Origin of the sequence: Conservatibacter flavescens, assembly GCF_002795425.1 — a bacterium.
Taxonomy (GTDB): Bacteria; Pseudomonadota; Gammaproteobacteria; order Enterobacterales; family Pasteurellaceae; genus Conservatibacter; species Conservatibacter flavescens.
In genome coordinates this window covers 22,168-45,829 of record NZ_PHHA01000005.1, presented here as the reverse complement: position 1 = coordinate 45,829, position 23,662 = coordinate 22,168, and the positions used below count along the sequence as shown (strand labels likewise).

The 23,662-nt window shown below is 40.6% G+C and carries 18 protein-coding genes and 1 riboswitch; of the genes, 12 read left to right on the top strand and 6 right to left on the bottom strand.

Annotation, left to right across the window (positions count from 1 at the left end; genetic code table 11):
* Window positions 1-23 precede the first annotated feature (23 nt).
* From ispE to CVP05_RS03770, 3 genes are all read right to left on the bottom strand, one after another.
* The gene (gene ispE, locus CVP05_RS03780; RefSeq protein WP_100288250.1) at window positions 24-914 is read right to left on the bottom strand and encodes a 4-(cytidine 5'-diphospho)-2-C-methyl-D-erythritol kinase; all 891 of its coding nucleotides are present in this window, start codon (window positions 912-914) and stop codon (window positions 24-26) included.
* Entirely contained in the window at window positions 914-1,537 is a 624-nt protein-coding gene (gene lolB, locus CVP05_RS03775; RefSeq protein WP_100288249.1) for a lipoprotein insertase outer membrane protein LolB, read from the bottom strand. Before lolB ends, ispE begins: the two co-directional genes overlap by 1 nt.
* Window positions 1,538-1,674: 137 nt before the next feature.
* Entirely contained in the window at window positions 1,675-2,697 is a 1,023-nt protein-coding gene (locus CVP05_RS03770; protein ID WP_100288248.1) for a branched-chain amino acid aminotransferase, read from the bottom strand.
* Between the two features lie 440 nt (window positions 2,698-3,137).
* Between CVP05_RS03770 and CVP05_RS03765 the strand changes: the two genes are divergently transcribed.
* From CVP05_RS03765 to dapB, 4 genes are read left to right on the top strand one after another with little or no spacing between them, the layout of a single operon-like run.
* A complete protein-coding gene (locus tag CVP05_RS03765) occupies window positions 3,138-4,028 on the top strand; it encodes a transcriptional regulator GcvA (protein ID WP_100288247.1) in 891 nt (296 codons plus the stop codon).
* A complete protein-coding gene (locus tag CVP05_RS03760; protein ID WP_100288246.1) occupies window positions 4,029-4,427 on the top strand; it encodes a DUF423 domain-containing protein in 399 nt (132 codons plus the stop codon).
* Between the two features lie 31 nt (window positions 4,428-4,458).
* Complete coding sequence (gene rlmM / locus CVP05_RS03755; RefSeq protein WP_100288305.1) at window positions 4,459-5,556, top strand: 23S rRNA (cytidine(2498)-2'-O)-methyltransferase RlmM; 1,098 nt, start codon at window positions 4,459-4,461, stop codon at window positions 5,554-5,556.
* A 46-nt stretch (window positions 5,557-5,602) separates the two neighbouring features.
* The gene (gene dapB, locus CVP05_RS03750) at window positions 5,603-6,415 is read left to right on the top strand and encodes a 4-hydroxy-tetrahydrodipicolinate reductase (RefSeq protein ID WP_100288245.1); all 813 of its coding nucleotides are present in this window, start codon (window positions 5,603-5,605) and stop codon (window positions 6,413-6,415) included.
* Between the two features lie 57 nt (window positions 6,416-6,472).
* Here the strand turns inward: dapB and CVP05_RS03745 are convergent, their stop codons facing one another.
* Window positions 6,473-7,252 carry a TOBE domain-containing protein gene (locus tag CVP05_RS03745; protein WP_100288244.1) on the bottom strand — a complete coding sequence of 260 codons (780 nt, stop codon included), beginning with the start codon at window positions 7,250-7,252 and terminating at the stop codon, window positions 6,473-6,475.
* Between the two features lie 126 nt (window positions 7,253-7,378).
* Between CVP05_RS03745 and modA the strand changes: the two genes are divergently transcribed.
* From modA to CVP05_RS03725, 4 genes are all read left to right on the top strand, one after another.
* Window positions 7,379-8,143 carry a molybdate ABC transporter substrate-binding protein gene (gene modA, locus CVP05_RS03740; RefSeq protein WP_100288243.1) on the top strand — a complete coding sequence of 255 codons (765 nt, stop codon included), beginning with the start codon at window positions 7,379-7,381 and terminating at the stop codon, window positions 8,141-8,143.
* A gap of 64 nt (window positions 8,144-8,207) precedes the next feature.
* Complete coding sequence (gene modB, locus CVP05_RS03735) at window positions 8,208-8,936, top strand: molybdate ABC transporter permease subunit (RefSeq protein ID WP_100288242.1); 729 nt, start codon at window positions 8,208-8,210, stop codon at window positions 8,934-8,936.
* On the top strand, window positions 8,923-9,981 hold the full coding sequence (gene modC / locus CVP05_RS03730) for a molybdenum ABC transporter ATP-binding protein ModC (RefSeq protein ID WP_100288241.1): 1,059 nt from the start codon (window positions 8,923-8,925) through the stop codon (window positions 9,979-9,981). The genes modB and modC overlap by 14 nt, the downstream gene beginning before the upstream one ends.
* Before the next feature lie 131 nt (window positions 9,982-10,112).
* Window positions 10,113-12,056 carry an ABC transporter ATP-binding protein gene (locus CVP05_RS03725; protein WP_100288240.1) on the top strand — a complete coding sequence of 648 codons (1,944 nt, stop codon included), beginning with the start codon at window positions 10,113-10,115 and terminating at the stop codon, window positions 12,054-12,056.
* 112 nt (window positions 12,057-12,168) lie between these two features.
* Here CVP05_RS03725 and CVP05_RS03720 read toward each other — a convergent pair whose 3' ends face one another.
* Entirely contained in the window at window positions 12,169-15,528 is a 3,360-nt protein-coding gene (locus CVP05_RS03720; protein WP_100288239.1) for a glycosyltransferase, read from the bottom strand.
* A 192-nt stretch (window positions 15,529-15,720) separates the two neighbouring features.
* Between CVP05_RS03720 and topA the strand changes: the two genes are divergently transcribed.
* Together topA and cspD are read left to right on the top strand one after the other, a co-directional pair.
* Window positions 15,721-18,327: a type I DNA topoisomerase gene (gene topA / locus CVP05_RS03715; protein WP_100288238.1), complete on the top strand. Its 2,607-nt coding sequence runs from the start codon at window positions 15,721-15,723 to the stop codon at window positions 18,325-18,327.
* Between the two features lie 274 nt (window positions 18,328-18,601).
* Window positions 18,602-18,811: a cold shock domain-containing protein CspD gene (gene cspD / locus CVP05_RS03710; RefSeq protein WP_100288237.1), complete on the top strand. Its 210-nt coding sequence runs from the start codon at window positions 18,602-18,604 to the stop codon at window positions 18,809-18,811.
* Between the two features lie 90 nt (window positions 18,812-18,901).
* Here the strand turns inward: cspD and gyrA are convergent, their stop codons facing one another.
* The gene (gene gyrA, locus CVP05_RS03705) at window positions 18,902-21,574 is read right to left on the bottom strand and encodes a DNA topoisomerase (ATP-hydrolyzing) subunit A (RefSeq protein WP_100288236.1); all 2,673 of its coding nucleotides are present in this window, start codon (window positions 21,572-21,574) and stop codon (window positions 18,902-18,904) included.
* 189 nt (window positions 21,575-21,763) lie between these two features.
* On the opposite strand from gyrA, the gene ubiG reads away from it, so the two are divergent.
* Together ubiG and thiB are read left to right on the top strand one after the other, a co-directional pair.
* Complete coding sequence (gene ubiG / locus CVP05_RS03700) at window positions 21,764-22,477, top strand: bifunctional 2-polyprenyl-6-hydroxyphenol methylase/3-demethylubiquinol 3-O-methyltransferase UbiG (RefSeq protein ID WP_100288235.1); 714 nt, start codon at window positions 21,764-21,766, stop codon at window positions 22,475-22,477.
* Between the two features lie 33 nt (window positions 22,478-22,510).
* Window positions 22,511-22,601, top strand: a riboswitch (TPP riboswitch).
* A 54-nt stretch (window positions 22,602-22,655) separates the two neighbouring features.
* Window positions 22,656-23,660, top strand: a complete 1,005-nt coding sequence (thiB, locus tag CVP05_RS03695; protein WP_100288234.1) for a thiamine ABC transporter substrate binding subunit — start codon at window positions 22,656-22,658, stop codon at window positions 23,658-23,660.
* Window positions 23,661-23,662: the final 2 nt, after the last annotated feature.

The window sequence follows — 23,662 nt, the reverse complement described above, 5'->3', positions numbered from 1 at the left end:
ATGCAATCGGAATTATAAAACGGTTAATCATTAAGTAATTGGTGCAAAGGGGAGATATTTGCGCCTTTTGCAACAAAACCCTCAAAATGTTCAGGTTTCATTTGGAATACTGTTCGTGCTGCTGATTCACTGTCAAATTCAGCAAAAACACAAGCTCCTGTACCTGTTAATCTAGTTGGTGCATATTGTAACAACCACAATAGGATTTCTTCAACCTCTGGATAATGATTTAAAACAACTTTTTCGCAATCGTTTTCGTATTTTTCTGTTAATAGTTGAGAAAGTACTCTTTTGGGGGTATTACGTGGTAAATGCGGATCGGCAAAGATTTTTGCTGTCGCAATAGAAACATCAGGTTTCATGACGATATACCATTTTTCTTTCGGGTAGCAATCAGTCATTTTTTCACCAACGCCTTCCGCAAATGCCGCTTTACCATGTACAAAAATAGGCACATCCGCACCGAGTTGTAATCCTAAATCCGATAATGCCTGAAGTGAAAATCCTGTTTGCCATAATTTATTGAGCGCAATCAGGGTTGTCGCGGCATTTGATGAACCCCCACCGATTCCACCGCCCATTGGGAGGATTTTATCTAAATGAATTTTAGCGCCTTTTTTCACCCCGCTTTTTTGTTGTAAGAGTTTGGCGGCGCGATAAATTAAGTTATCTTCGACGGCTAAATTCGGAATGAATGGCGTGAGGATAATCTCTGGGGTATCGATGACATCAATGGTTAGCCAATCACCATAATCTAAAAATTGAAATAAGGTTTGTAACTCATGATAACCATCAGGTCGCTTATTATTAATATATAGAAATAAATTGAGTTTTGCAGGGCTAGGGAAACGATTTTTAGGGTTTCCCTTAGCAATTTGTTGCGAAAGTGTGGTGGAAAATGACACAGTTTTCATCAGTATGTCCAACTATCTACCCGAATTTTTAAAGTTTGATTTTGATTTTTTAGTAGAATATCTTTGGGTAAGGCTGGCTGTCGCTCCTCATGATAGCTAAGATAATCCGCAGTCCATATTTGCCCCTCTATCGGATAACTGAATGTGGCTAATAGATGATTAGTGCCTACTTTGTAATCTTCATTTTCGTCCGGTTGGCCTTTTAGCCAGTAAGTAAATTGATTTAATGGAAAATCCATACCAATCACTTCTCTGAGTAACATTTGGGCATCACGCTCTGAACGCTGTCTTCCTTTATGATCAGATATTGTCATGCCTTGTTCGTGCATTTCGATCAATAGGCTTGCGCTGCTGATTGTGGAGGAAAGTCGTAAGGTATAAGCACGCGGATTTTTGTAGTGCCATTCAAAACGGGTAGAAAAGCGTTCAGAAGGGCTAATATAACCAAGTTGTCCATTGCTGGCGTAAGAGCGAATTTGTTTTAATTGTTGAAGATGTTGCTGCCAGGTGAGATCGGTTTTCTCAATATAACTGACATCTGTCGGTCGTTCAAGATTGGTTGTACAAGCGGAAATAAATACGCTTATGATGATAACAGAAAGTAAGCCACGTAATTTTAACATAATGGGTCAAAAGCTGTTGAACTAGGTCTTTATTTTACGGGCTTCAATGCATTTAGTAAAGTCATGAACGATTTTTTACAAATACTTACCGCACTCATCATGAGAAAAGTGCGGTAGGTATTGAAAGAATTTTGTGTTTAGTCAACTTTGACAATCCACCCGGCTGGGGCTTCGATATCACCGAATTGAATACCGGTTAATTCATCGTAGAGACGTTTAGTGATAGGGCCAACTTCTGTTTCAGAATAAAAAACATGAAAATTGTCTTCATCTTGAATACCGCCAATCGGTGTGATGACTGCGGCAGTACCACAGGCTCCAGCTTCTTTAAAGTTATCTAATTGATTGACATAAACATCCCCTTCTTCCACTTTTAACCCCAAGCGGTGTTCTGCCAAATAAAGCAGGGAATATTTTGTAATACTGCCTAAAATAGATGGAGAAAAAGGCGTGATAAATTTATCATCGTGGGTAATACCAAAAAAGTTAGCTGATCCTACTTCCTCAATTTTTGTATGGGTAGCGGGATCGAGGTAAATACAATCTGCAAAATTACGCTCTTTAGCTACTTTGCCAGCAAGCAAGCTAGCTGCATAGTTTCCGCCTACTTTTGCTGCACCTGTACCATGTGGCGCCGCACGATCGAATTCGCGAGAAATTAAGAAATTAGTCGGCTTGAGACCGCCTTTAAAGTAAGCTCCCACAGGGCAGCAGAAAATAGAAAAAATGTATTCTTTCGCAGGATTCACCCCGACATTGTCTCCTACACCAATTAAGAATGGACGTAGGTATAATGTGGCTCCCGTACCATAGGGTGCGACCCATTCTTCGTTTGCTTTTACGACTTGTTTACAGGCATCAATAAACATTTCAACAGGCACTCTAGGCATTAATAAACGATCGGCGCTGCGTTGCATACGTTTAGCATTTTCATCCGGGCGGAAAAGATTAATGGAACCGTCTTTACAGCGATAAGCTTTGAGTCCCTCAAAACATTGTTGGCCATAATGTAATGCCGTTGAGCCCTCACTGATATGTAGAATATTATCTTGTGTAAGTTCACCTTTTGACCATTCACCATTTTTCCAATAGGCGATGTAGCGATAATCGGTTTTTGTATAGCCGAAACCTAAATTGGCCCAGTCAATATTTTTTGTCATCTTGTATCCTTAAGCTCTTTTTTGACATCAATTGTTTTTAATCTACACCATTCTCTGCCCTTTGTATAGAGTCAACTCATTTGAAACAAGAACAAAAATATTATGCATATTTGCTTAAGGAATTGTGGTAGAATAGTGGACATAAAAAAACGCCGTTCAAATAGAACGGCGTTATATACAACCCAATAATAGGTTTAAAATACAGGAAGTTAAAGTAACATAATGTTACTTTTTTGTTCAGTTTCCTGAACAGACATGCAAACACAACATCATACTTAAATATGAAACGCTCAACCAGTAAGGAAGTAATTCGTACTTAATTAAGTATGTCCGCTATTTTATGTAGAATATTGTGGTCGGACAAGCGAGATTTTTTTATTTGAAGGATAAAAAAATCTAATCCGAATAATAAAAATACGTTGTTCAGATGAGAAAAATTTATGAGTAAACGTTTGCCTCCTTTGAATTCATTGAAATCTTTTGAATCGGCTGCACGGCATTTAAGCTTTACTAAAGCAGCTGAAGAATTATTTGTGACACAAGCTGCAATTAGTCATCAGATTAAATTACTCGAGGACTTTTTAGGGATCACGCTCTTTAAGCGTAAAAATCGGGCATTAGAATTAACCGAACTCGGTATGAGCTATTATCTTGACGTTAAAAGTATCCTACGTAAATTATCTGATGTGACAGATAAATTATTACAACAGAAAGATGTACAACATTTAACCATAAGTGTGCCGCAGAGTTTTGGTATTCATTGGTTAGTACCTCGATTAAGTGAGTTCAATGCCTTATATCCTGATATTGAAGTACGCATTAAAGGGGTGGATCAAGATGAAGGCATTCTGAGTGAAGATATTGATGTAGGAATTTATTATGGTCGTGGCAATTGGACAAATCTTCATGTGGAGAGTTTGGCGAAAGAGAAGTTACAAATTTTAGCTTCACCGAAATTATTACAAAAAATGCCTATACATCAACCCGAAGATTTGAGAAATCATGTATTAATTCATGTGCATACACGAGATAATTGGAAAAATATGTTAGATTATTTACAGGTTGAAAATGTGAATATTCAGCATGGGCCGTTATTTAGTCATACTTTTATGGCCCTGCAATCAGCTATTCATGGACAAGGCGTTGTGTTAGCAAATGAATTATTGGCTAAACAGGAAATTGAACATGGTAATCTGAAGCCGGCTTTGGATTGTCAAATGGAAGATTCAAAGTCATTTTATGTCGTGAACCATTTAAATAATGTGGAAGAGGCAAAAATAGTGGCTTTTCGTCATTGGATCAAACAAGCGATGAATGGTGGAGAAAGATAAATGGGAAATCGTTTTTTAGTTTGCGCCGCGTTGAGCGGCTTTTTTTTAGTTGGCTTTGGGGCATTTGCTGCACATAGTTTGGAAGGGCATTTATCTCCAGCAGCCTTGTTATGGATTGAAAAAGGTTGGCGTTACCAAGCGCTTCATACAGTCAGTTTATTGATTATAGGTTGCTTTATGGCAGCCACACAAGCGCAGTCCGTGTGGGTTCAGCGAAAAAGAGCGGTCAATATTATCGGATTTTTTTGGTTATTAGGCATCGTTTGTTTTAGTGGCGGATTATATGTAATGGCATTATTGAATACGACAGCGTTTGTGATGTTTGTGCCATTAGGGGGTGTTGCATTTTTAATTGGGTGGGCAGCCTTGCTTTATGTTAGTCTGCGTAGGGTTGATTAATCTTTGAGTGTGAAGAAATAATATGGAATTGATGTGGAATAAATTAGTTTTATATTGCCGCAACGGATTTGAAAAAGAAGTCGCTGCAGAGATTTCAGAAAAGGCTAGCGGATTAGGTGTTTTTGGCTTTGCTCGAGTACAAGAAAATCAAGGGTATGTTATTTTTGAATGTTACCAACCAAACGAAGCGGATCGTTTGGCACAAGAAATCCCATTTAATCAGTTGATTTTTGCACGCCAAATGATTGTGGTATCAGATTTGTTATCCGATTTATCATTAGAGGATCGAATTAGTCCAATCATCGAGCAATATCAACAGATGACAACACTTTCTTTAAAGCAAAGTACAGAGTTGTGGGTGGAAACTGCGGATACAAATGAAGCTAAGGCATTATTAACCTTTTGTCGTAAGTTTACTGTGCCTTTGCGCCAAAGAATGAAAAAGCAAGGTTGGCTGAATTTTCAGGAAAGTCAAAAGAGCGGGATAACATTGCATATTTTTTTCATTAAATCTAACGCATGCTATGTAGGCTATTCTTATAATCGCAATCATTCTGCTTATTTTATGGGGATTCCACGTCTAAAATTTCCTTCTGATGCGCCAAGTCGTTCCACCTTGAAATTAGAAGAGGCAATTAATACTTTTATCCCGCGTGAGCAAGAGCAGAAACGCCTGAATGATACGATGCTTGGGGTCGATCTTGGTGCTTGTCCTGGCGGTTGGACTTATCAATTAGTCAAACGAGGGCTATTTGTTTATGCGGTGGATCATGGAAAAATGGCGGCCAGCCTACACGACACCGGACGTATTGAGCATTGCGCAGAAGATGGTTTTAGATTTCAGCCTCCAAAACGTAAGAAAATTCAATGGTTAGTGTGTGATATGGTTGAACAGCCTAGCCGTGTCATTATGTTGATCGCTAAGTGGTTAACCTTAGGTTGGTGTACAGAAACCATCTTTAATTTGAAACTCCCCATGAAAAAGCGTTATCTAGAAGTACAACAATGTTTACAACAACTGGAAAATGCATTGAGTAAAAAAGGGATTCAATTTGATCTTCAAGCCAAGCATTTGTATCATGATCGTGAAGAGATTACAGTACATGTAAGAATTATGGACAGAACCTGAAATTCAGTAGGGTCTATTGAAAATTGACAGTGATAAAGGATAAAACATGACATTAAAAATCGCAATAGTCGGTGCGGGTGGCCGCATGGGACGCCAACTTATTCAAGCGGTTGAAGCGAGTGAGGGCGTTAAATTAGGTGCGGCATTTGAGCGAAAAGGCTCTTCTTTAGTGGGCGCTGATGCTGGTGAACTAGCCGGTATTGGGCATTTAGGAATTAAAGTGACAGATGATTTGGCGCTTGAAAGCGCAAATTTTGATGTATTAATTGATTTTACTCGTCCTGAGGGAACGCTTGCACATCTTGATTTTTGTATTGCAAACCAAAAAGCCATGATTATTGGAACAACAGGCTTTGATGAAGCGGGTAAACAAGCGATTCAACAAGCAGCAGAAAAAATTGCTATTGTATTTGCTTCTAATTATAGCGTTGGCGTTAATTTAGTTTTTAAACTGTTAGAAAAAGCGGCTAAAGTTATGGGGGATTATTGTGATATTGAAGTGATTGAAGCACATCACCGCCATAAAGTTGACGCACCGTCTGGTACGGCATTGTCTATGGGAGAGCATATTGCAAAAACCTTAGGGCGTGATTTAAAAACTCATGGCGTGTTTGCTAGAGAAGGTATTACAGGCGAGCGCAAACGTGATGAAATCGGTTTTGCCACAATTCGCGCTGCAGATGTTGTTGGGGAACATACGGTTTGGTTTGCGGATATTGGTGAACGAGTAGAAATTTCTCATAAAGCGTCTAGTCGAATGACTTTTGCGAATGGTGCCGTGCGCGCTGCAAAATGGATCGCACAGCGTAAACAAGGGTTATTTGATATGACAGATGTGTTAGATTTAAATAACTTATAATGTTCAAACAGGGGCGTATGCCATACGCCCCAAAACAAATCATACCTTGTTAATCGTCTAAAATAATGTGGCTAAAATAATTTGCTCGGGATCAATTTGTGCCCAAACGACATCATCTTGAACAATGTGTTGTTGTGCGGATAATCGGGCGCAAAGGGCTATCTCCTGTGTAATACGGATCATAACCTCTTTATCTTCCCCTTTACTTGTTACTGAGATAACTTTTCCTTGAAAAATATTTTTATTATTTTCTGACGGCATCTCTTGCGAGATTTTGACCCAAGGGGCTTTAAACATTAACATAACTTCTTGATGCGTTTTTAGCCCTAAACGTACCGCACTTTTCTCTGTAATCGCAGCATAAACAGGATGGGGCAGTGTGGGAATCTTAATTTCTACCAAACTAGTCGCATGATCAAAAGTTAAATTGTGTACTCGGCCAAATAGTTGGTTGCGTGCGCTACTTTGTAATGAAAAACGAGCGGTGGCAGAAAGCAAACTATCTAGCGGCACATTTTCATCCTGTAAAATACTAAAGGCTTTTTCTTGAGTTTGTTCAAGGAGATCATATAGTTGTAGCAAACGGACGGCATAGGGCGTAAGCAAAGTACCTCCGCCATTTTTTCCACCTGTATTGCGCTCAAGTAATGGACTTGGGCTGATTTCATTCATGGCTTGTAAATGATCCCATGCACTTTTATAACTGACACGCGCATTTTTCGCCGCTTGATTTATTGACCCACATTGTTGAATTTCTTTGAGTAAACGGATTCGTTTCGGATCAACAAAGAGTTGTTGTTGTAATTTAATGGTTAGTAAAATTTCAGTGTTAAGCATTGTTCCCTACCTTGTTTTGTTTATTTTAAAAGAAATTTTTACTCCACAGTAGCTTTTCTTTTTTTATTTGTTATATAATTTGTTACATATATAGTTATATATATAACCAAAGGAGTGTAACTAATCATGAAAACAATCAAAAAATTAACACTGGGCCTTGCGGCAATATTATTGGCTTGCAGTTCTGTAGTTCAGGCTAAACTTACTATCTATGCAGCAGCCTCTTTAACTAACGCCTTGCAAGATGTGGCTGCTGAATATAAAAAAGACAAGCCGACAGAAGATATCGTATTTTCCTTTGCTTCTTCTTCCACACTGGCCAAGCAAATTGAGGAGGGCGCGCCAGCTGATATTTTTATTTCAGCCAATAATAAATGGATGAAATATTTATCAGAGAAAAATCTTACTGCAAAAAATACGGAAAAAGTCTTATTAGGAAATGATTTAGTCATGATTGCCCCTAAAAAAAGTGCGGTTGAAAATGTCGATATTTCTCAAGGAACATGGATTGAACAATTAAAAGGGCAGTTTTTATCAGTAGGCGATCCTGATCATGTACCAGCTGGTCAATATATGAAAGAGTCTCTCATTAAGTTAGGCCTATGGGAACAGGTTGAACCTCGTTTAGCAAGAGGAAAAGATGTACGTGCAGCCCTTGCGCTAGTGGAACAAAGCGAAGTACCCCTTGGGGTTGTGTATGCGACTGATGCTAAAGTTAGTCAGAAAGTGAAAGTTGTGGGGATATTTCCTGAGGGCAGTTATACCGCTGTAGAATATCCTGTTGCCGCATTAAAAGGACGTGATAATGCAGAAGTGCAAGATTTTTTAAATTACCTGTCTTCAGAGCGGGCGAAAAACATTTTTGTAAACTATGGTTTTTCAGTAAAATAATGTTTATATCATCTTCAACGGGCGGACAAGATTCGCCCATTTTATATTGATTATCGGGGCGTGTTTGTTAACTCAATTTCTCTCTTTTTTTAATCTTAGTCCGCTCGAAATGAGTGCGGTAAAACTCAGTTTATCCGTTTCACTCAATGCGATGCTTTGGAGCTTACCTTTGGCCATTTTAATGGCGTGGATTTTAGCCCGTAAAAATTTTTACGGCAAAGCATTAGTGAGTGGCATAATTCATTTGCCATTGGTATTGCCACCCGTGGTCATCGGGTATTTATTGCTCGTTGCAATGGGGCGGAACGGATTCATTGGGAAATATTTGTTTGAGTGGTTTGGGATAAGTTTTGCTTTTAGCTGGAAAGGCGCTGTACTAGCGGCGGCAGTCGTTGCATTTCCTTTGGTTGTTCGGGCTATTCGGCTTTCTCTTGAAAGTATTGATATAAAATTAGAGCAGGCAGCTCGCACTTTAGGCGCTTCAGCTTGGCGAGTATTTTTTACCATAACTTTACCCCTTGCGCTACCCGGAGTATTAGCCGGAGTCGTATTAGGTTTTGCGCGCTCGTTGGGAGAGTTTGGGGCGACGATCGCCTTTGTCTCAAATATTGCGGGAGAAACGCAAACTATTCCCCTTGCGATGTATTCTTTTATTCAAACGCCAGGTGCTGAATCTCAGGCTGCACGCTTGTGTATCTTAGCGATTATACTTTCTTTAATTTCTTTATTACTATCCGAATGGCTAGCAAGACGTATGCAGAAACGACTGGGACAACAGCATGTTGCGAATTAATGTAAAACAACGCTTAGGAAATTTGTTATTAGAGGCTGATTTAACTTTGCCTTCGCGCGGAATTACCGCAATTTTTGGCTTATCAGGTTCTGGAAAATCATCACTAATTAATTTAGTCAGCGGCTTAACAAAACCCGATTCAGGCGTAATTTATTTGAATAATCGCGTACTTGTAGATGAACAAAGCTTTGTGCCATCGAATCGGCGTAATATAGGGTATGTGTTTCAAGATGCGCGCCTGTTTCCCCATTACTCTGTTAAGGGAAATTTGCGTTATGGCATGAAAAATAGCAGCCAAACAAAATTTGATCATGTCGTTGAATTATTAGGGATTAAAGATTTATTACATCGTTATCCTTTAACCTTATCTGGCGGAGAAAAACAACGGGTTGCCATTGGGCGGGCTTTATTAAGTGAGCCTGAAATCTTATTAATGGACGAACCGTTGTCAGCACTGGATTTACCACGCAAACGCGAGTTATTAAATTACTTAGAAAAACTCACAAAAGAAATTGATATTCCTATTTTATACGTGACTCACAGTATTGATGAACTCTTACGTTTAGCTGAGAATGTCGTATTGATGGAGAATGGGAAAGTCAAAGCTTATGACACACTAGAAAACATGTGGAATAGCCCGCTATTTGCGACGTGGAAACAACAAGAAAACGAACAAAGTGCGGTCATTTCTTTACCAATTTTTTATCACCATCCCGTTTATAATATGACCGCGCTGCAACTCAGCAATGAACAAAAGTTGTGGGTTAACGCCATACCTGCGGACATTGGTTCGCTTGTGCGCTTGTGTATTCGTAGCACAGATGTTTCTTTAGCGCTAAGTTACCCCGAAAAAAGTAGTATCCGCAATATTCTTAACGGCATTGTAACGGCGATTGAAATACAAGATAATCGAGTTGATGTACAAGTCGAAGTCGCCAATTATCGTTTGTGGGCGACGATTAGTAAATGGTCCTTGCAGGATTTGCAACTGATTGAAGGGCAGCCGGTATATGTACAGATTAAAGCGGTGTCTGTGTTGTCGTAAAGGATAAATGTCTTAATGAATAAAATGAAATCCGTCACCATTGTTTAGGAGGCGCATTTCTCATTTGCTCTTACCCACAAAACTGCTAAAATTCCCCCAATTTTTATAAATTTATAAGGCAGTTGATTTTCATGGCATTAATCAGTTTAACCAATGGCTATCTTTCTTTTGGAGACCACCCTTTACTTGATCATGCAGAAATGCATATTGAAGCAGGAGAACGAGTATGTTTAGTTGGGCGTAATGGCGCGGGTAAATCTACGTTGATGAAAATTTTATCCGGTGACGTTGCGTTAGATGATGGTCGAATTCAATATGAAAAAGAAATTGTGATTGCTCGTTTGGAACAAGATCCGCCACGTTATGCCGAAGGTAATGTATTTGATTATGTCGCCGAAGGCATTGTTCATCTTGCTGATTTATTAAAAGAATATCATCAAATTTCCCGTCAATTAGAAACCGATTATAGTGAACAGATTTTAAATCAATTATCAGAAGTTCAAGCCAAATTAGAGCATATGAATGGTTGGCAGTTTGAGAATAAGATCAACGAAGTATTAGCAACATTAGAGTTATCAGCAGATACCTTATTATCGGACTTGTCAGGTGGTTGGTTGCGTAAAGCGGCTTTAGCACGCGCATTGGTATGTAGCCCTAACGTATTATTATTAGACGAACCGACTAACCATCTAGATGTGGAAGCAATTGAGTGGCTAGAAACGTTTTTACTTGACTTTGAAGGCTCCATTATTTTCATTTCTCACGACCGCTCTTTTATCCGAAAGATGGCCACGCGTATTGTGGATTTAGATAGAGGCAAGTTAGTGTCTTATCCGGGAAATTATGATCTCTATTTGAGTACCAAAGAAGAAAATCTGCGTGTAGAAGCGTTGCAGAATGAATTGTTTGATAAAAAACTCGCGCAAGAAGAAGTCTGGATCCGTCAAGGCATCAAGGCACGCCGCACCCGCAATGAAGGGCGTGTTCGAGCGTTAAAAGCAATGAGAGAAGAACGTCGTCAACGTCGAGAATTAATGGGAAGTGCCAAAATTCAGATCGACCAGTCGAGCCGCTCAGGTAAGATCGTATTTGAAATGGAAAATGTGAGCTATGAAGTTGCAGGCAAAACATTATTACGTGATTTCAGTACCACAATTTTGCGTGGCGATAAAATCGCATTAGTCGGGCCAAATGGCTGCGGTAAAACAACCTTTATCAAATTATTACTTGGAGAAATTCAGCCAACCACAGGGACAGTACGCTGTGGTACAAAGTTAGATATCGCTTATTTTGATCAATATCGTAGCGAATTAGATCCAGAAAAAACAGTAATGGATAATGTCGCAGACGGCAAACAAGATATTGAAGTCAACGGGGTAAAACGACATGTTTTGGGCTATTTACAAGATTTTTTATTTCCGCCAAAACGCGCGATGACACCGGTAAAAGCGTTATCAGGCGGTGAGCGAAATCGGCTTCTATTAGCAAAGTTGTTATTAAAACCGAACAATTTATTAATTTTGGACGAACCTACTAACGACCTGGATGTAGAAACTTTGGAACTGTTAGAAGAAATTTTAATGGATTATCAAGGAACGTTGCTCATTGTTAGCCATGATCGTCAATTTATTGATAACACGGCGACGGAATGTTATTTCTTTGAAGGCAAGGGTGTTTTAAATAAATATGTAGGCGGATTTTATGATGCAAAACAACAACAGGCAAATGTGTTTGCACAACGCGCGGAGCAGCAGGCCGCCAACATAAAAAAAGCCCCGCAATCTTCACAAGAAAGTGCGGTTAAAACGGAAAAAGTTTTTGTAGAAAACCAAAAACCGGCGAAGTTGTCTTATAAAGAACAGCGAGAACTAGAACAGCTTCCACAATTATTAGAAGAATTAGAGCAAAAACTGACCGCTCTTCAGGCTGAAGTGGGTGAATCCGCGTTTTTTCAACAGCCTCATGAGTATACTTCCGCTAAATTACAAGCACTTGCTGACACAGAAGCAGAGTTAGAATCCGCTTTCTTACGCTGGGAAGAGTTAGAGGAGAAAAAACAGCTTATAGTGTCTTAAATAGTTTATAACCAAATAAATTCATTTTGAGCTTATGCATAGACGTGGCAGCTAACAGGCTGCCCGACATATCTCAAAATGAATTTAACAATCGGTGTATGTTGGTGTTTTATCAAACTTTTTTAAATAACTCTGTCCATTTTTCGGCAACAGCTTGAGCGGTGAATGACGCTGCGCTTTGATAGGCATTTTGGCAGAACAGTGCGTTAATAACAGGGTCTTGAAGCAAGTGAATAATATGCTGAGCATAAGCTTGGCGATCATCAAAAGAAATGAGGTAGCCGTTTTTGTCTGATTCAATCATGGCTGATGGGCCGTACGCAATATCAAAGGAAATAACAGGGCAGCCACAAGACAAGCTTTCCAGTATGGTTAGGGAAAATCCCTCCATTGCACTGGTAGATAACGATAAACAAGCGGTGCTAAAGGCGGCATGTGGATCGGTAGTAAAACCCTTTAAAAAAACATTGTTGTGCAAGCCGAAACGCTCAATCTGTGCTTGCATTTTAGCTTGTTCGCTGCCATAACCATAGATGTCTAAGGTGGCATTTGGCAAGGCTTTAACTACATCAGCAAAGATTTCAATCATGAGATCAAGTCGTTTTTCAGGGGCGTAGCGCGCGATTGTAACAACTTTTTGAGGGATGCGCTGACTAAAAGCACGAGGCGTAGGGAGTTGCTCAATAGCGTGCGGAATCACGTGTAAGTTATCGTATGAGCCGAAACGTGCAGTGATGTCATGTTTTTGTCGTTCTGTCAGGATAACAACTGCGTTAGGCTTGGTTAAATCCTTGAGTATTTCGCGATAATGGCGTTTTAAGGGAGAGTCTGGCAAATCTGGCGCACCAATAGTATGAGTGCTGTGCACAACTGGGATAACTTTCACGTTTAGGCGGTTTACTTGCTGAGTTGCTTTGTAGTATCGTAAATTGCGGTCTACGATAAAATATAACGTGTCTTCCGATGGGTATTGGGCAGCCAATCTATTTAAAAATAAAGCAATCAAATCATCCAGGTTGTTAAAATGATGAGTGGTCATGCCATGTTGGTCGCTTACAAGAATGCTGCGCAATGTATTTTTGTCGTCGCCACGATAGTGAAAACTTAAGCATAAACTACCATCTTGGCGATAAAATGCTTCGCTGATAATTTGTTGGGTTTTAGGGTTCTTGATTCTGACAGATGACAAATAGCCCTGATAATCGTAATAGTCAAAGCGATAAACGCCATCGTCATCATGATAGCGCACAAAGTGCACTGTTTGACAATCGGCACGGTAGTATTTTACCATGATGCGTTTATTGCCTTGATGAACTCTGACGGTGCGCTTATCTTGGGAAATTGTGTATTGTAGCGTGTCTTGGTGAGTGTCAGAATAAGGATTGGCAGGGGCATCCGCACGCGCTTCACGGAAAAAGTCAATCATGGTTAATAATTGCATATCAGCAGGCAATGCGCCACTGTTAATGTATTTGTCGCGATTTTCTTGTATTGAGCTATTAAATCGCTGAGTTACAAATGTTGGCGTGATACCCAGTTGTTCCAAAAATACTTTTGCACGTAAAAATGCCGAGCTCTCAATGCCAGTTAATTTTTGTCCGATGTCTTCATTTAAGAAAAAATAGTGCTGTTTGCCTGAGACTTTGCGACTTGCTTTATGAGTATCAACCGTCAAACTGTCAGCCTCATAAGCCTTCGCCGTCAGGCTTTTTGGATATTTGCCTGATTTGAGCAATTCGTGATAATGCACAAAGCCTGACAAATAATGCTCCACATCGTCAATACGCACGCGGAACGCATGATGGCGGATAAAAAATCCGTGCAAAATCTCGTTTGGCTTGGCAAAGTGCATTGCCATTTCTGGGAAGAAAAAGCCGTTCACCAGATAGTTGGCGCGTGCGTGCAAGGCGCGATAAAACGCCGCCACATCAAAATCGCGCAGCACGTCTTGGTATTCGGGGTGCTTATCAAGCGCAAGCAGCATTTTATGAAACGCCATGCACAGCTCAAGCAGCGTTGGGAATGTGGTCAGGCGGTTTTGGATAAAGTTTAAATAGCCCTTGACATTATCTACCGCGAACTGAAAATAGCGGCGCTCTGGCTTGTAGCGAATCAGCTCGTTTGAGCAATAAGATAGCCAGTGGTCGTGGGCTTTTTCGTGATGATTGGCGATAAAAAAGTCAAAGGCACGCTCCACGCACGCAAGCCAGCGCGGATCTTGGGTCTCACCATACAGGCGCATCAGTCCAAACGCCGCTTCGCCGTCATAATAAATCGTGCGTGTTTTGGCAGTAACCGCAAGGGTATCGGCGTCCAAAATATGCACAAAACTGCCGTCCGCTTCTTGCATTGCTACAATGCCGCACGCCAAGCGCTCACACAACGCAAGCAGGCGAGAAGCGCGGTCAGATTTGCCAAAGATTTGGACGTATTTTACCATCGCCAAAATCGCCACTGCATTGGCGCCAAGCTTAATTTCGTTATTGATTTCAATCACATAAGACTTGCCGCCGTCATAATCTTTGGTGAAGTTGGCAATGAAATAATCCAGCGATTTGTCAATTTTTTGGCGAATGTGCGCCAAATCCGCCGCCTGCAAGCGCGTATTGCTGATGGTGTGTAGGGTGGCGTCAGGCGTGTCTTGTAGCGCTTGGCACAGCTCCAAGCCCTCAAGCAGCGCGTACAAGCTGCTGGCGTGGCGCAGCGTGTTATAAGTGGGAATGGCTCTGCCAAAACAAGGAAAATGCCCATAGTCAAACAAGCCATCGTCTTTGATTTGGCGGCTCAAATACTGCGTGCCCAGCGCGACAAATTCTGCGGTTTGAGGCGCGGTCAAATCAGGCAGCTGGCGGCGCGCGTGCTGACGCTGCAAGGTGGACAGCGACACACAAGACGCGGTGTCGGTGTTTAAAAACACGCCAGCGGTGATAAAGCCGATGACGGGCATATCCGCGCTAAAGCTTGGCATTTGCTTGGACGAAAAGCGCGATTTGATGTATTTTTCTAAATTGGCTTGGTTAATGCCAGCCACAGGCTTGTCCGCGCCTTGATATAAGGCGGCGTGGCTGTTGAGCTCCATCTCGGTCGCCATCAAATACGGCGAAGTAACGCCACCGAATGCAAGCCCTGAGCGATAATAATTGCGCTTATACTTGGCAAGCTCGGCAGGCAGCGCGCCCCAAGTGGTCGCTTGTTCGCTGATAACCCATTCTACCTTCAACCAGCGCACAGGCGCCTCAAAATGCCGAGAAAGCGCGGTCAGTTTTGCCAAAATTTTTTCGCCCACCGCTTGCCAATCGTCCGCAAGCAGCTCGCCATCGTCAAAGAACAAGCTGGCAGATTTGGCGCGCTTCTCGCCGCTGCCAAGGCTGATGAGCAAAATGTCTTTTAGCGCTTGGCTGCTGTGCTGCTGTTTGTATTGGGCTTGGATTTGGGGGAGGTGTTCGGTCAGTAGTTCGTGCAATGTTGTCATAGTTTGAGTATGGGTTAGATAATTCACCGCGTTATTATACTAAATTTGTGAGTAAAAATCTGTAGTATTTATCAAGGGTTTTTTGTAATTATCGTTATAGAGTATTGTAATTCATAACAAAGCTTGCTATTGTTCAGCCCAATTATAGTATTAATTAAATGTTTAACCGATTAAAAAAAGTTGAGATAAGAAATGAGCAAATCCTTGGTGATTGTTGAGTCGCCGGCTAAGGCGAAGACAATTAACAAATATTTAGGCAGTAATTATACGGTCAAATCTAGTGTGGGGCATATCCGTGACTTACCTACAGCAGGGAGTTCAATGGGGGAGAAAGCGAAGCCGATTTCGACTAAAGGATTGAGTGCAGAAGAGAAAAAGCAAATTAAAGAAGAAAAAGATCGAAATGCACTTGTTAAACGCATGGGGATTGATCCTTATCATGACTGGCAGGCGAACTATCAGATTTTGCCTGGTAAAGAAAAGGTCGTTGCTGAACTGAAATCCTTAGCGAAAAAGGCGGATCATATTTATCTTGCTACCGATTTGGATAGAGAAGGGGAAGCAATCGCATGGCATTTACGTGAAGTCATAGGAGGAGATGACAGCCGTTTTAGTCGTGTGGTATTTAATGAAATTACGAAGAATGCGATTAAACAAGCATTTGAAAAACCAGAGCAGCTTAATTTAGATCGTGTGAATGCACAACAGACCCGCCGCTTTCTTGATCGTGTAGTGGGTTTTATGGTGTCTCCGTTATTATGGAAAAAAGTTGCGAGAGGTTTATCCGCCGGGCGAGTACAGTCTGTTGCGGTAAAATTATTGGTAGAGCGTGAGCGTGAAATAAAAGCCTTTAATCCCGAAGAGTATTGGGAAGTTTCTGTTCTGACAAATACCGCGACTAAACAGCCATTGGCGTTAGATGTTGTGGAGTATAAAGGGAAAAAATTTGATCCTAAAAATGCGGAACAAGCTCAAAGTGCGGTCGATTTTCTACAAGTTTCTGATTATATTGTGACCGATTTAGAAACGAAACCCACAAGTTCACGCCCGAGAGCGCCTTTTATTACCTCTACTTTGCAACAAACAGCAAGCACTCGTTTGGGGTTTGGTGTGAAAAAAACCATGATGTTAGCACAGCGTTTGTATGAAGCTGGCTATATCACTTATATGCGTACGGATTCCACCAATTTAAGCCAAGATGCATTAGTTATGGCGCGTGGATATATTGATAAACACTTTGGGGGCGCGTATTTGCCCGAGAAACCGAATTTTTATTCGAGTAAAGATAATGCTCAAGAGGCACATGAGGCAATTCGACCGTCGGATGTGAATGTGTTGGCAGATAATTTATCAGGAATGGATAAAGATGCGGTACGTTTATATGATTTAATTTGGCGCCAGTTTGTTGCTTGTCAAATGCCTGCTGCTCAATATGATAGCTCGACATTAACGGTAAAAGCGGGTGATTATGAACTTAAAACAAAAGGACGTATTTTACGCTTTGATGGGTGGACAAAAGTGCTGCCTCCGCTAGGTAAGTCTGCAGAAGATCAAGTTTTGCCTGCTGTGTCGATCAACGATGTATTGCAATTAAAGTCGGTGGAGCCAAAACAATTATTCACTAAGCCGCCCGCACGTTTTACAGAAGCCGCGTTAGTCAAAGAATTAGAAAAACGGGGAATCGGCCGTCCGTCTACCTATGCAACGATTATTTCAACGATTCAGGAGCGTGGTTATGTGCGCACTGAAAACCGTCGTTTTTATGCGGAGAAAATGGGTGAGATCGTGACGGATAGGTTAAATCAATCTTTTAGTGAATTGATGAGTTATGATTTTACGGCCAATATGGAAGCTGATTTGGATAAGATTGCAAATGGGCAGAAAAATTGGAAAGAAGAACTTAATCAATTTTTTAAGGATTTCTCGACTCAATTAACGCAAGCGGAACTGGATGAACTTGAAGGGGGGATGAAGCCAAATAGCTTAGTGCCAACGGATATAGACTGTCCGACTTGTGGGCGAAAAATGGCGATTCGAACTGCGAGTACAGGGGTGTTTTTAGGTTGTACCGGTTATGCTTTACCACCAAAAGAGCGGTGCAAAACGACAATAAATTTGATTCCGGAAGCGGAGTTATTAAATGTGTTAGATGAAGCTTCAGAAACGAAAGCATTGATGGCGCGTAAGCGTTGTCCTAAATGCGGATCGGCTATGGATAGCTATTTGATTGATGCTCATCGCAAATTACATGTTTGTGGGAATAATCCAAACTGTGATGGTTATGTGGTAGAACAAGGCACATTTAAAATCAAAGGCTATGATGGACCGGTGGTGGAATGTGATAAGTGTGGCGCAGATATGCACTTAAAACTGGGTCGCTTTGGTAAATACATGGGATGTACACATTGTGATAACACACGTAAGATTTTAAAAAATGGTGAGGTTGCACCGCCAAAAGAAGATCCAGTTCATTTCCCTGAATTAAAATGTGAGAAGTCTGATGCTTATTTTGTTTTAAGAGATGGTGCAAGTGGTGTGTTTATGTCTGCTCATAACTTCCCGAAATCACGGGAAACAAGAGCGCCTAAAGTGGCTGAATTGGCAACATATCGTGAGCGTTTACCGGAAAAACTACAATATTTAGCCGATGCGCCTCAGCAAGATCCTGAGGGGAATGAAGCGATTATTCGTTTTAGTCGCAAAGAGAAACGCCAATATGTCACATCAGAAAAAAATGGCAAAGCTACAAAATGGGTGGTGGATTTTGTTGATGGACATTGGATTGAAAGAAAGAAATAACTTTAATTGGGTTTACAAAAGAAGCGCGGTTGGCGCTTCTTTTTTTATGTCAGCATATTGTTAAAAATGTGTTGTAATCGTATCAGCTTAATTTTTATAGAAAATTTTGTGATCTAGGCCAAATTTTTGCATTTTTTTAGTTGCTCCATTTTGTAAATTAGTTGAATATGTCGCGGTAGTATTAGTATAGGACGAAGGGCATTATTGGAAAATAAACCTGTAGTTTTATTGAGTGATAATCTTTTATAAAAAGATGGATATATAGAGGTTAATTATGGAAGTAGGTGTAGTAAAGTGGTTTAATAATGCAAAGGGATTTGGTTTTATTTCTATGGAAGGGAATGATGCGGATATTTTCGCTCATTATTCTGCAATTGAAATGGAAGGATATCGTTCGTTGAAAGCAGGACAAAAAGTGAATTTTGAAGCTGTCCACGGCGAAAAAGGTTCCCATGCTACCAAGATTGTCCCAATTATTGAATAAGAGAAATAATGCCTTTCGCGGTATTAGAATTAAATAAAATAAAGGTGAACATCATAATTGAGTTCACCTTTAGTTTTGAAAGCTGAAATACTATTCTGTCGCGCTTTCTGTTTGAGACACTGCGGTTTCTAACTCTTCCTCAAACTCGTCTTCATCTGCTTCGGCAAGTCGTTCTAAACTCACAACATGTTCGTCATCAGCCGTACGAATTAAACGCACACCCTGTGTATTACGTCCAACAATACTGACTTCGCTAACACGGGTTCGGACTAATGTACCTGCATCGGTAATCAACATGATTTGATCGTTTTCTTCAACTTGAGCAGCGGCAACAACCTTACCGTTACGTTCACTCACTTTAATTGAGATCACGCCTTTTGTATTACGGGATTTTGCAGGATATTCATCTAATTTAGTGCGTTTACCGTAACCGTTTTGGGTGGCAGTGAGAATTTCTCCGCTATGTTTTGGAATAACCAAAGAAACGACTTTATCAATATTCAAGTCTAGAATGTCTTCTGCGCTGTCATCTGACGTTTCTTCAATGTCTACTGCATTTTCATCTTCAGATAAATCATTAGTTAAGGCAAGTTTAATGCCTCGTACACCAGTAGCGGTACGTCCCATTGCTCGAACAGCAGATTCCGCAAAGCGTACAACACGGCCTTGTGAGGAGAAGAGCATGATTTCATTACTACCGTTAGTAATATCCACGCCAATGAGTTCATCTTCATCACGTAGGTTTACTGCAATAATCCCGTTAGCACGTGGGCGGCTAAATTCGGTTAAAGCTGTTTTCTTGACGATACCGCCAGCTGTAGCCATCACGACAAATTGATCTTCAGCGTATTCAGAAATTGGTAAGATCGCGGTAATACGTTCATTTTCTTCTAGTGGAAGAATATTGACGATTGGACGACCACGAGCGCCGCGACTCGCCTGTGGTAATTGATAAACTTTTAACCAATACAAGCGACCACGACTAGAGAAACATAGAATGGTATCATGAGTATTCGCCACTAATAATTTCTCAATGAAATCTTCATCTTTCATTTTAGTCGCTGATTTACCTTTACCACCACGACGTTGTGCTTCGTAGTCTGTAAGAGGTTGATATTTTACATATCCTTCATGAGAAAGGGTAACAACCACATCTTCACGAGCAATTAAATCTTCAAGATCAATATCACCTGAAGCCGCAGTGATTTCAGTTCTGCGTGGGTCATTAAACTGGTTACGAATTTGTTCTAATTCTTCGCGGATAACTTCCATTAAGCGTTCAGGACTACGTAAAATGTAGAGTAATTCCCCGATCACCTCAATGAGTTTTTTGTATTCATCTAGAATTTCGTCTTTTCCTAAGTTCGTGAGCTTTTGTAGACGTAAATCTAAAATCGCTTGGGCTTGAACTTCGGTAAGGTAATACAATCCGTCGCGGAAACCATATTCTGCAGATAATTCTTCAGGACGTGCTGCATCAACCCCTGCCGCAGCCAACATTTCTTCGACATGACCAAGGGCCCAACCTTGAGAGATTAAACCTTTTCTTGCCGCTTCTGGGTTTGGTGCGTTGCGAATTAATTCAATGATAGGATCAACATTGGCAAGGGCAATGGCTAAACCTTCTAAAATATGCGCTCTTTCACGGGCTTTGCGTAATTCAAAAATAGTACGACGCGTGACGACTTCGCGACGGTGTAATACGAAAGCTTCAATCAGTTGTTTTAAATTTAATAACTTTGGTTGACCATGGTCTAATGCGACAATGTTGATCCCGAAAGTGACTTGTAATTGCGTGAGTGCATAAAGTTGATTTAATAGTACCTCACCCACCGCGTCACGTTTCACTTCAATCACGATGCGCATACCATCTTTATCAGATTCATCACGTAACGCGCTGATCCCCTCGATTTTTTTCTCTTTCACTAAATCAGAGATTTTCTCAATTAACTTAGCTTTATTCACTTGATAAGGGATTTCATTAACGATAATGGTTTCTCGACCACGATCATCAGTTTCGATTTCCGCTTTCGCGCGCACATAAATTTTACCACGTCCGGTTTTATAACCCTCTTCGATCCCCTTGCGACCGTTTATTAACGCAGCAGTAGGGAAGTCTGGACCTGGAATATGTTGCATTAACTCATCAATAGTGATGTCATTATTATCGATATAAGCGAGACAGCCATCTAATACTTCACCAAGATTGTGAGGGGGGATGTTGGTCGCCATACCGACCGCAATTCCTGAGGAGCCGTTTACCAGTAATGCAGGCACTTTTGTTGGCAACACATCAGGGATCATTTCTGTACCATCATAGTTTGGTGAGAAATCAACGGTTTCTTTATCTAAATCTGCCAGTAGTTCATGAGCAATTTTGGTCATTCGAGCTTCGGTATAACGCATTGCAGCCGGCGAGTCACCATCTACAGAACCAAAGTTACCTTGTCCATCTACTAAGGTATAACGTAGTGAGAAAGGCTGTGCCATACGTACAATGGTGTCATATACTGCACTGTCACCATGCGGGTGATATTTACCGATTACATCCCCGACAATACGTGCTGATTTACGGTAAGGGCGATTATAGGCATTGCCACCTTCGTGCATGGCATATAGCACACGGCGATGTACCGGTTTTAAACCATCGCGGACATCAGGTAACGCACGTCCTACAATAACAGACATGGCATAATCGAGATAAGAAGATTTCAGTTCTTCTTCAACACTGACAGGGGTAATATCTTGGGCTAAATCGCTCATTGAAAAATCCTAGTTTGTCATCAATTGAGTTTTGGAAAAAATTGTGGGGAATTATAGCATAAAATGTGCTTAAATACGCGTATTATTGATAAAGTTAACAGAATTATTAAAAATACAGTATTATACTGTTTTATTTTAGAACAGTAGATAACCGTTTGTTCTGATAAATGATTATATAATAAGGGTATTATGCAAAATATCGATCAGCAAGAACTAGACAAATTTGAAAAAATGGCGGCAAGTTGGTGGGATCCTGAAGGCGATTTTAAACCCATTCATCAACTGAATCCTAAGCGTTTAGACTATATCTTATCCCATAGTAATGGTTTGGTCGGAAAAACCGTACTTGATGTGGGCTGTGGGGGCGGTATTTTGTCAGAAAGCATGGCAAAGCAAGGTGCGATAGTGACAGGGATTGATATGTCGGTTGAACCGCTACAAGTTGCGCGTAATCATGCAACAGAGCAAGGTTTAGAGATTGATTATCAACAAATTACAATTGAAGAATTTTTGCAAAAACAAACCGCACTTTCTGCAGAAAAATTTGATGTCATTACGTGTATGGAAATGTTGGAACATGTTCCTGAACCAAGTTCGATAATTGCCAGTTGTAAGGCCTTATTGAAACCCGATGGCGTATTGTTTTTTTCAACAATAAACCGTACTTTCAAAGCTTGGGCATTGGTGATTATTGGGGCGGAATATGTGCTGAAAATGCTGCCGAAAGGGACTCACGATTATGAGAAATTTATTAAACCGGCTGAATTATTAGCATGGTGTGATGATGTCGAGTTGCAATGTCAAAATTTGACTGGCTATCATTACAATCCATTAACCGGAAGATTTTGGTTAAATCAAGATGTGAGTGCAAATTATATGGGGGTATTTTCCCATTTAAAGTAGTTGCATTATTTGATTGAACGTCATAAACTCGACTAATGCTCAATGGGGTGCCAACGTGCTGAGAAAATACCCATAGAACCTGAACTGATTAGTATCTGCGTAGGGATTTGAGTTAGGTCAAAACATTGTCTGACCACACTTAAATTCCTTTAATTCATTGTTAGATTAAAGGATTTTTATGTCTAAATTAAAAATATTTGCTTTTTGTACCGCACTTTCTTTTTCTTCTGCAGTATCGGCTAATATCACACCACTTAATGTTTATACAGAAGAGTTTTTCTCTGCAGATTGGGGGCCGGGCCCTGAAATCAAAAAAATGTTTGAACAAACATATTCTCAATGCCATTTGAATTTAATCCCCTTCGATAGTCGTACAACTATGTTAAACCGACTTCGTTTAGAGGGAAAGAAAACAAAAGCAGATTTAGTATTGGGCTTGGATAACTATCAATTAGAAGCCGCTAAAAAATCAGGTTTGTTTGCACCCAATCAAGTCGATTTAACCCAATTGGCGTTGCCGATAACATGGGATAGCGATACTTTTTTACCCTATGATTTTGGGCAGTATGCGTTTGTCTATGATAAAACTAAACTAGATAACCCACCAAAAAGCTTAAAAGAACTCGTTGAGCGACAGGATTTGAAAGTGATTTATCAAGATCCACGTACCAGTAGTGTGGGGCGTGGATTGTTAGTGTGGTTAAATCAGGTGTATGAGGTTGAGCAAGTACCGAATGCATGGAAAACATTAGCGCAGCATACCGTCACTGTTGGGAAGGGTTGGACAGAAAGCTACGGCGCATTTCTTAAAGGCGAGGCGGATTTGGTATTGAGTTATACGACTTCGCCATTATATCACTTGCTGCAGGAGCAAAAATCTCAGTATGCCGCAACGATGTTTGAAGAGGGAAGTGTGCTACAAATTGAAACCGCAGCAAAATTAGCGAAAAGTGAAGAAAATGAATGCGCTGAGTTATTTTTATCATTTTTATTAACACCCGCAGCACAAAAAGAAATCAGTATAAAAAACGTTATGCTGCCAGTGATTGCCGGCGAGATAGAACCACATTTTGATGCGTTAAGAACCCAGCAGGCAGGTACTCGCATTTTGGGGACGGATTTTCCTTCTTCAGAACAGTTAAAGCAGTGGATAGATGTTTGGCAAAGTGCTTTGATTAAGTAATG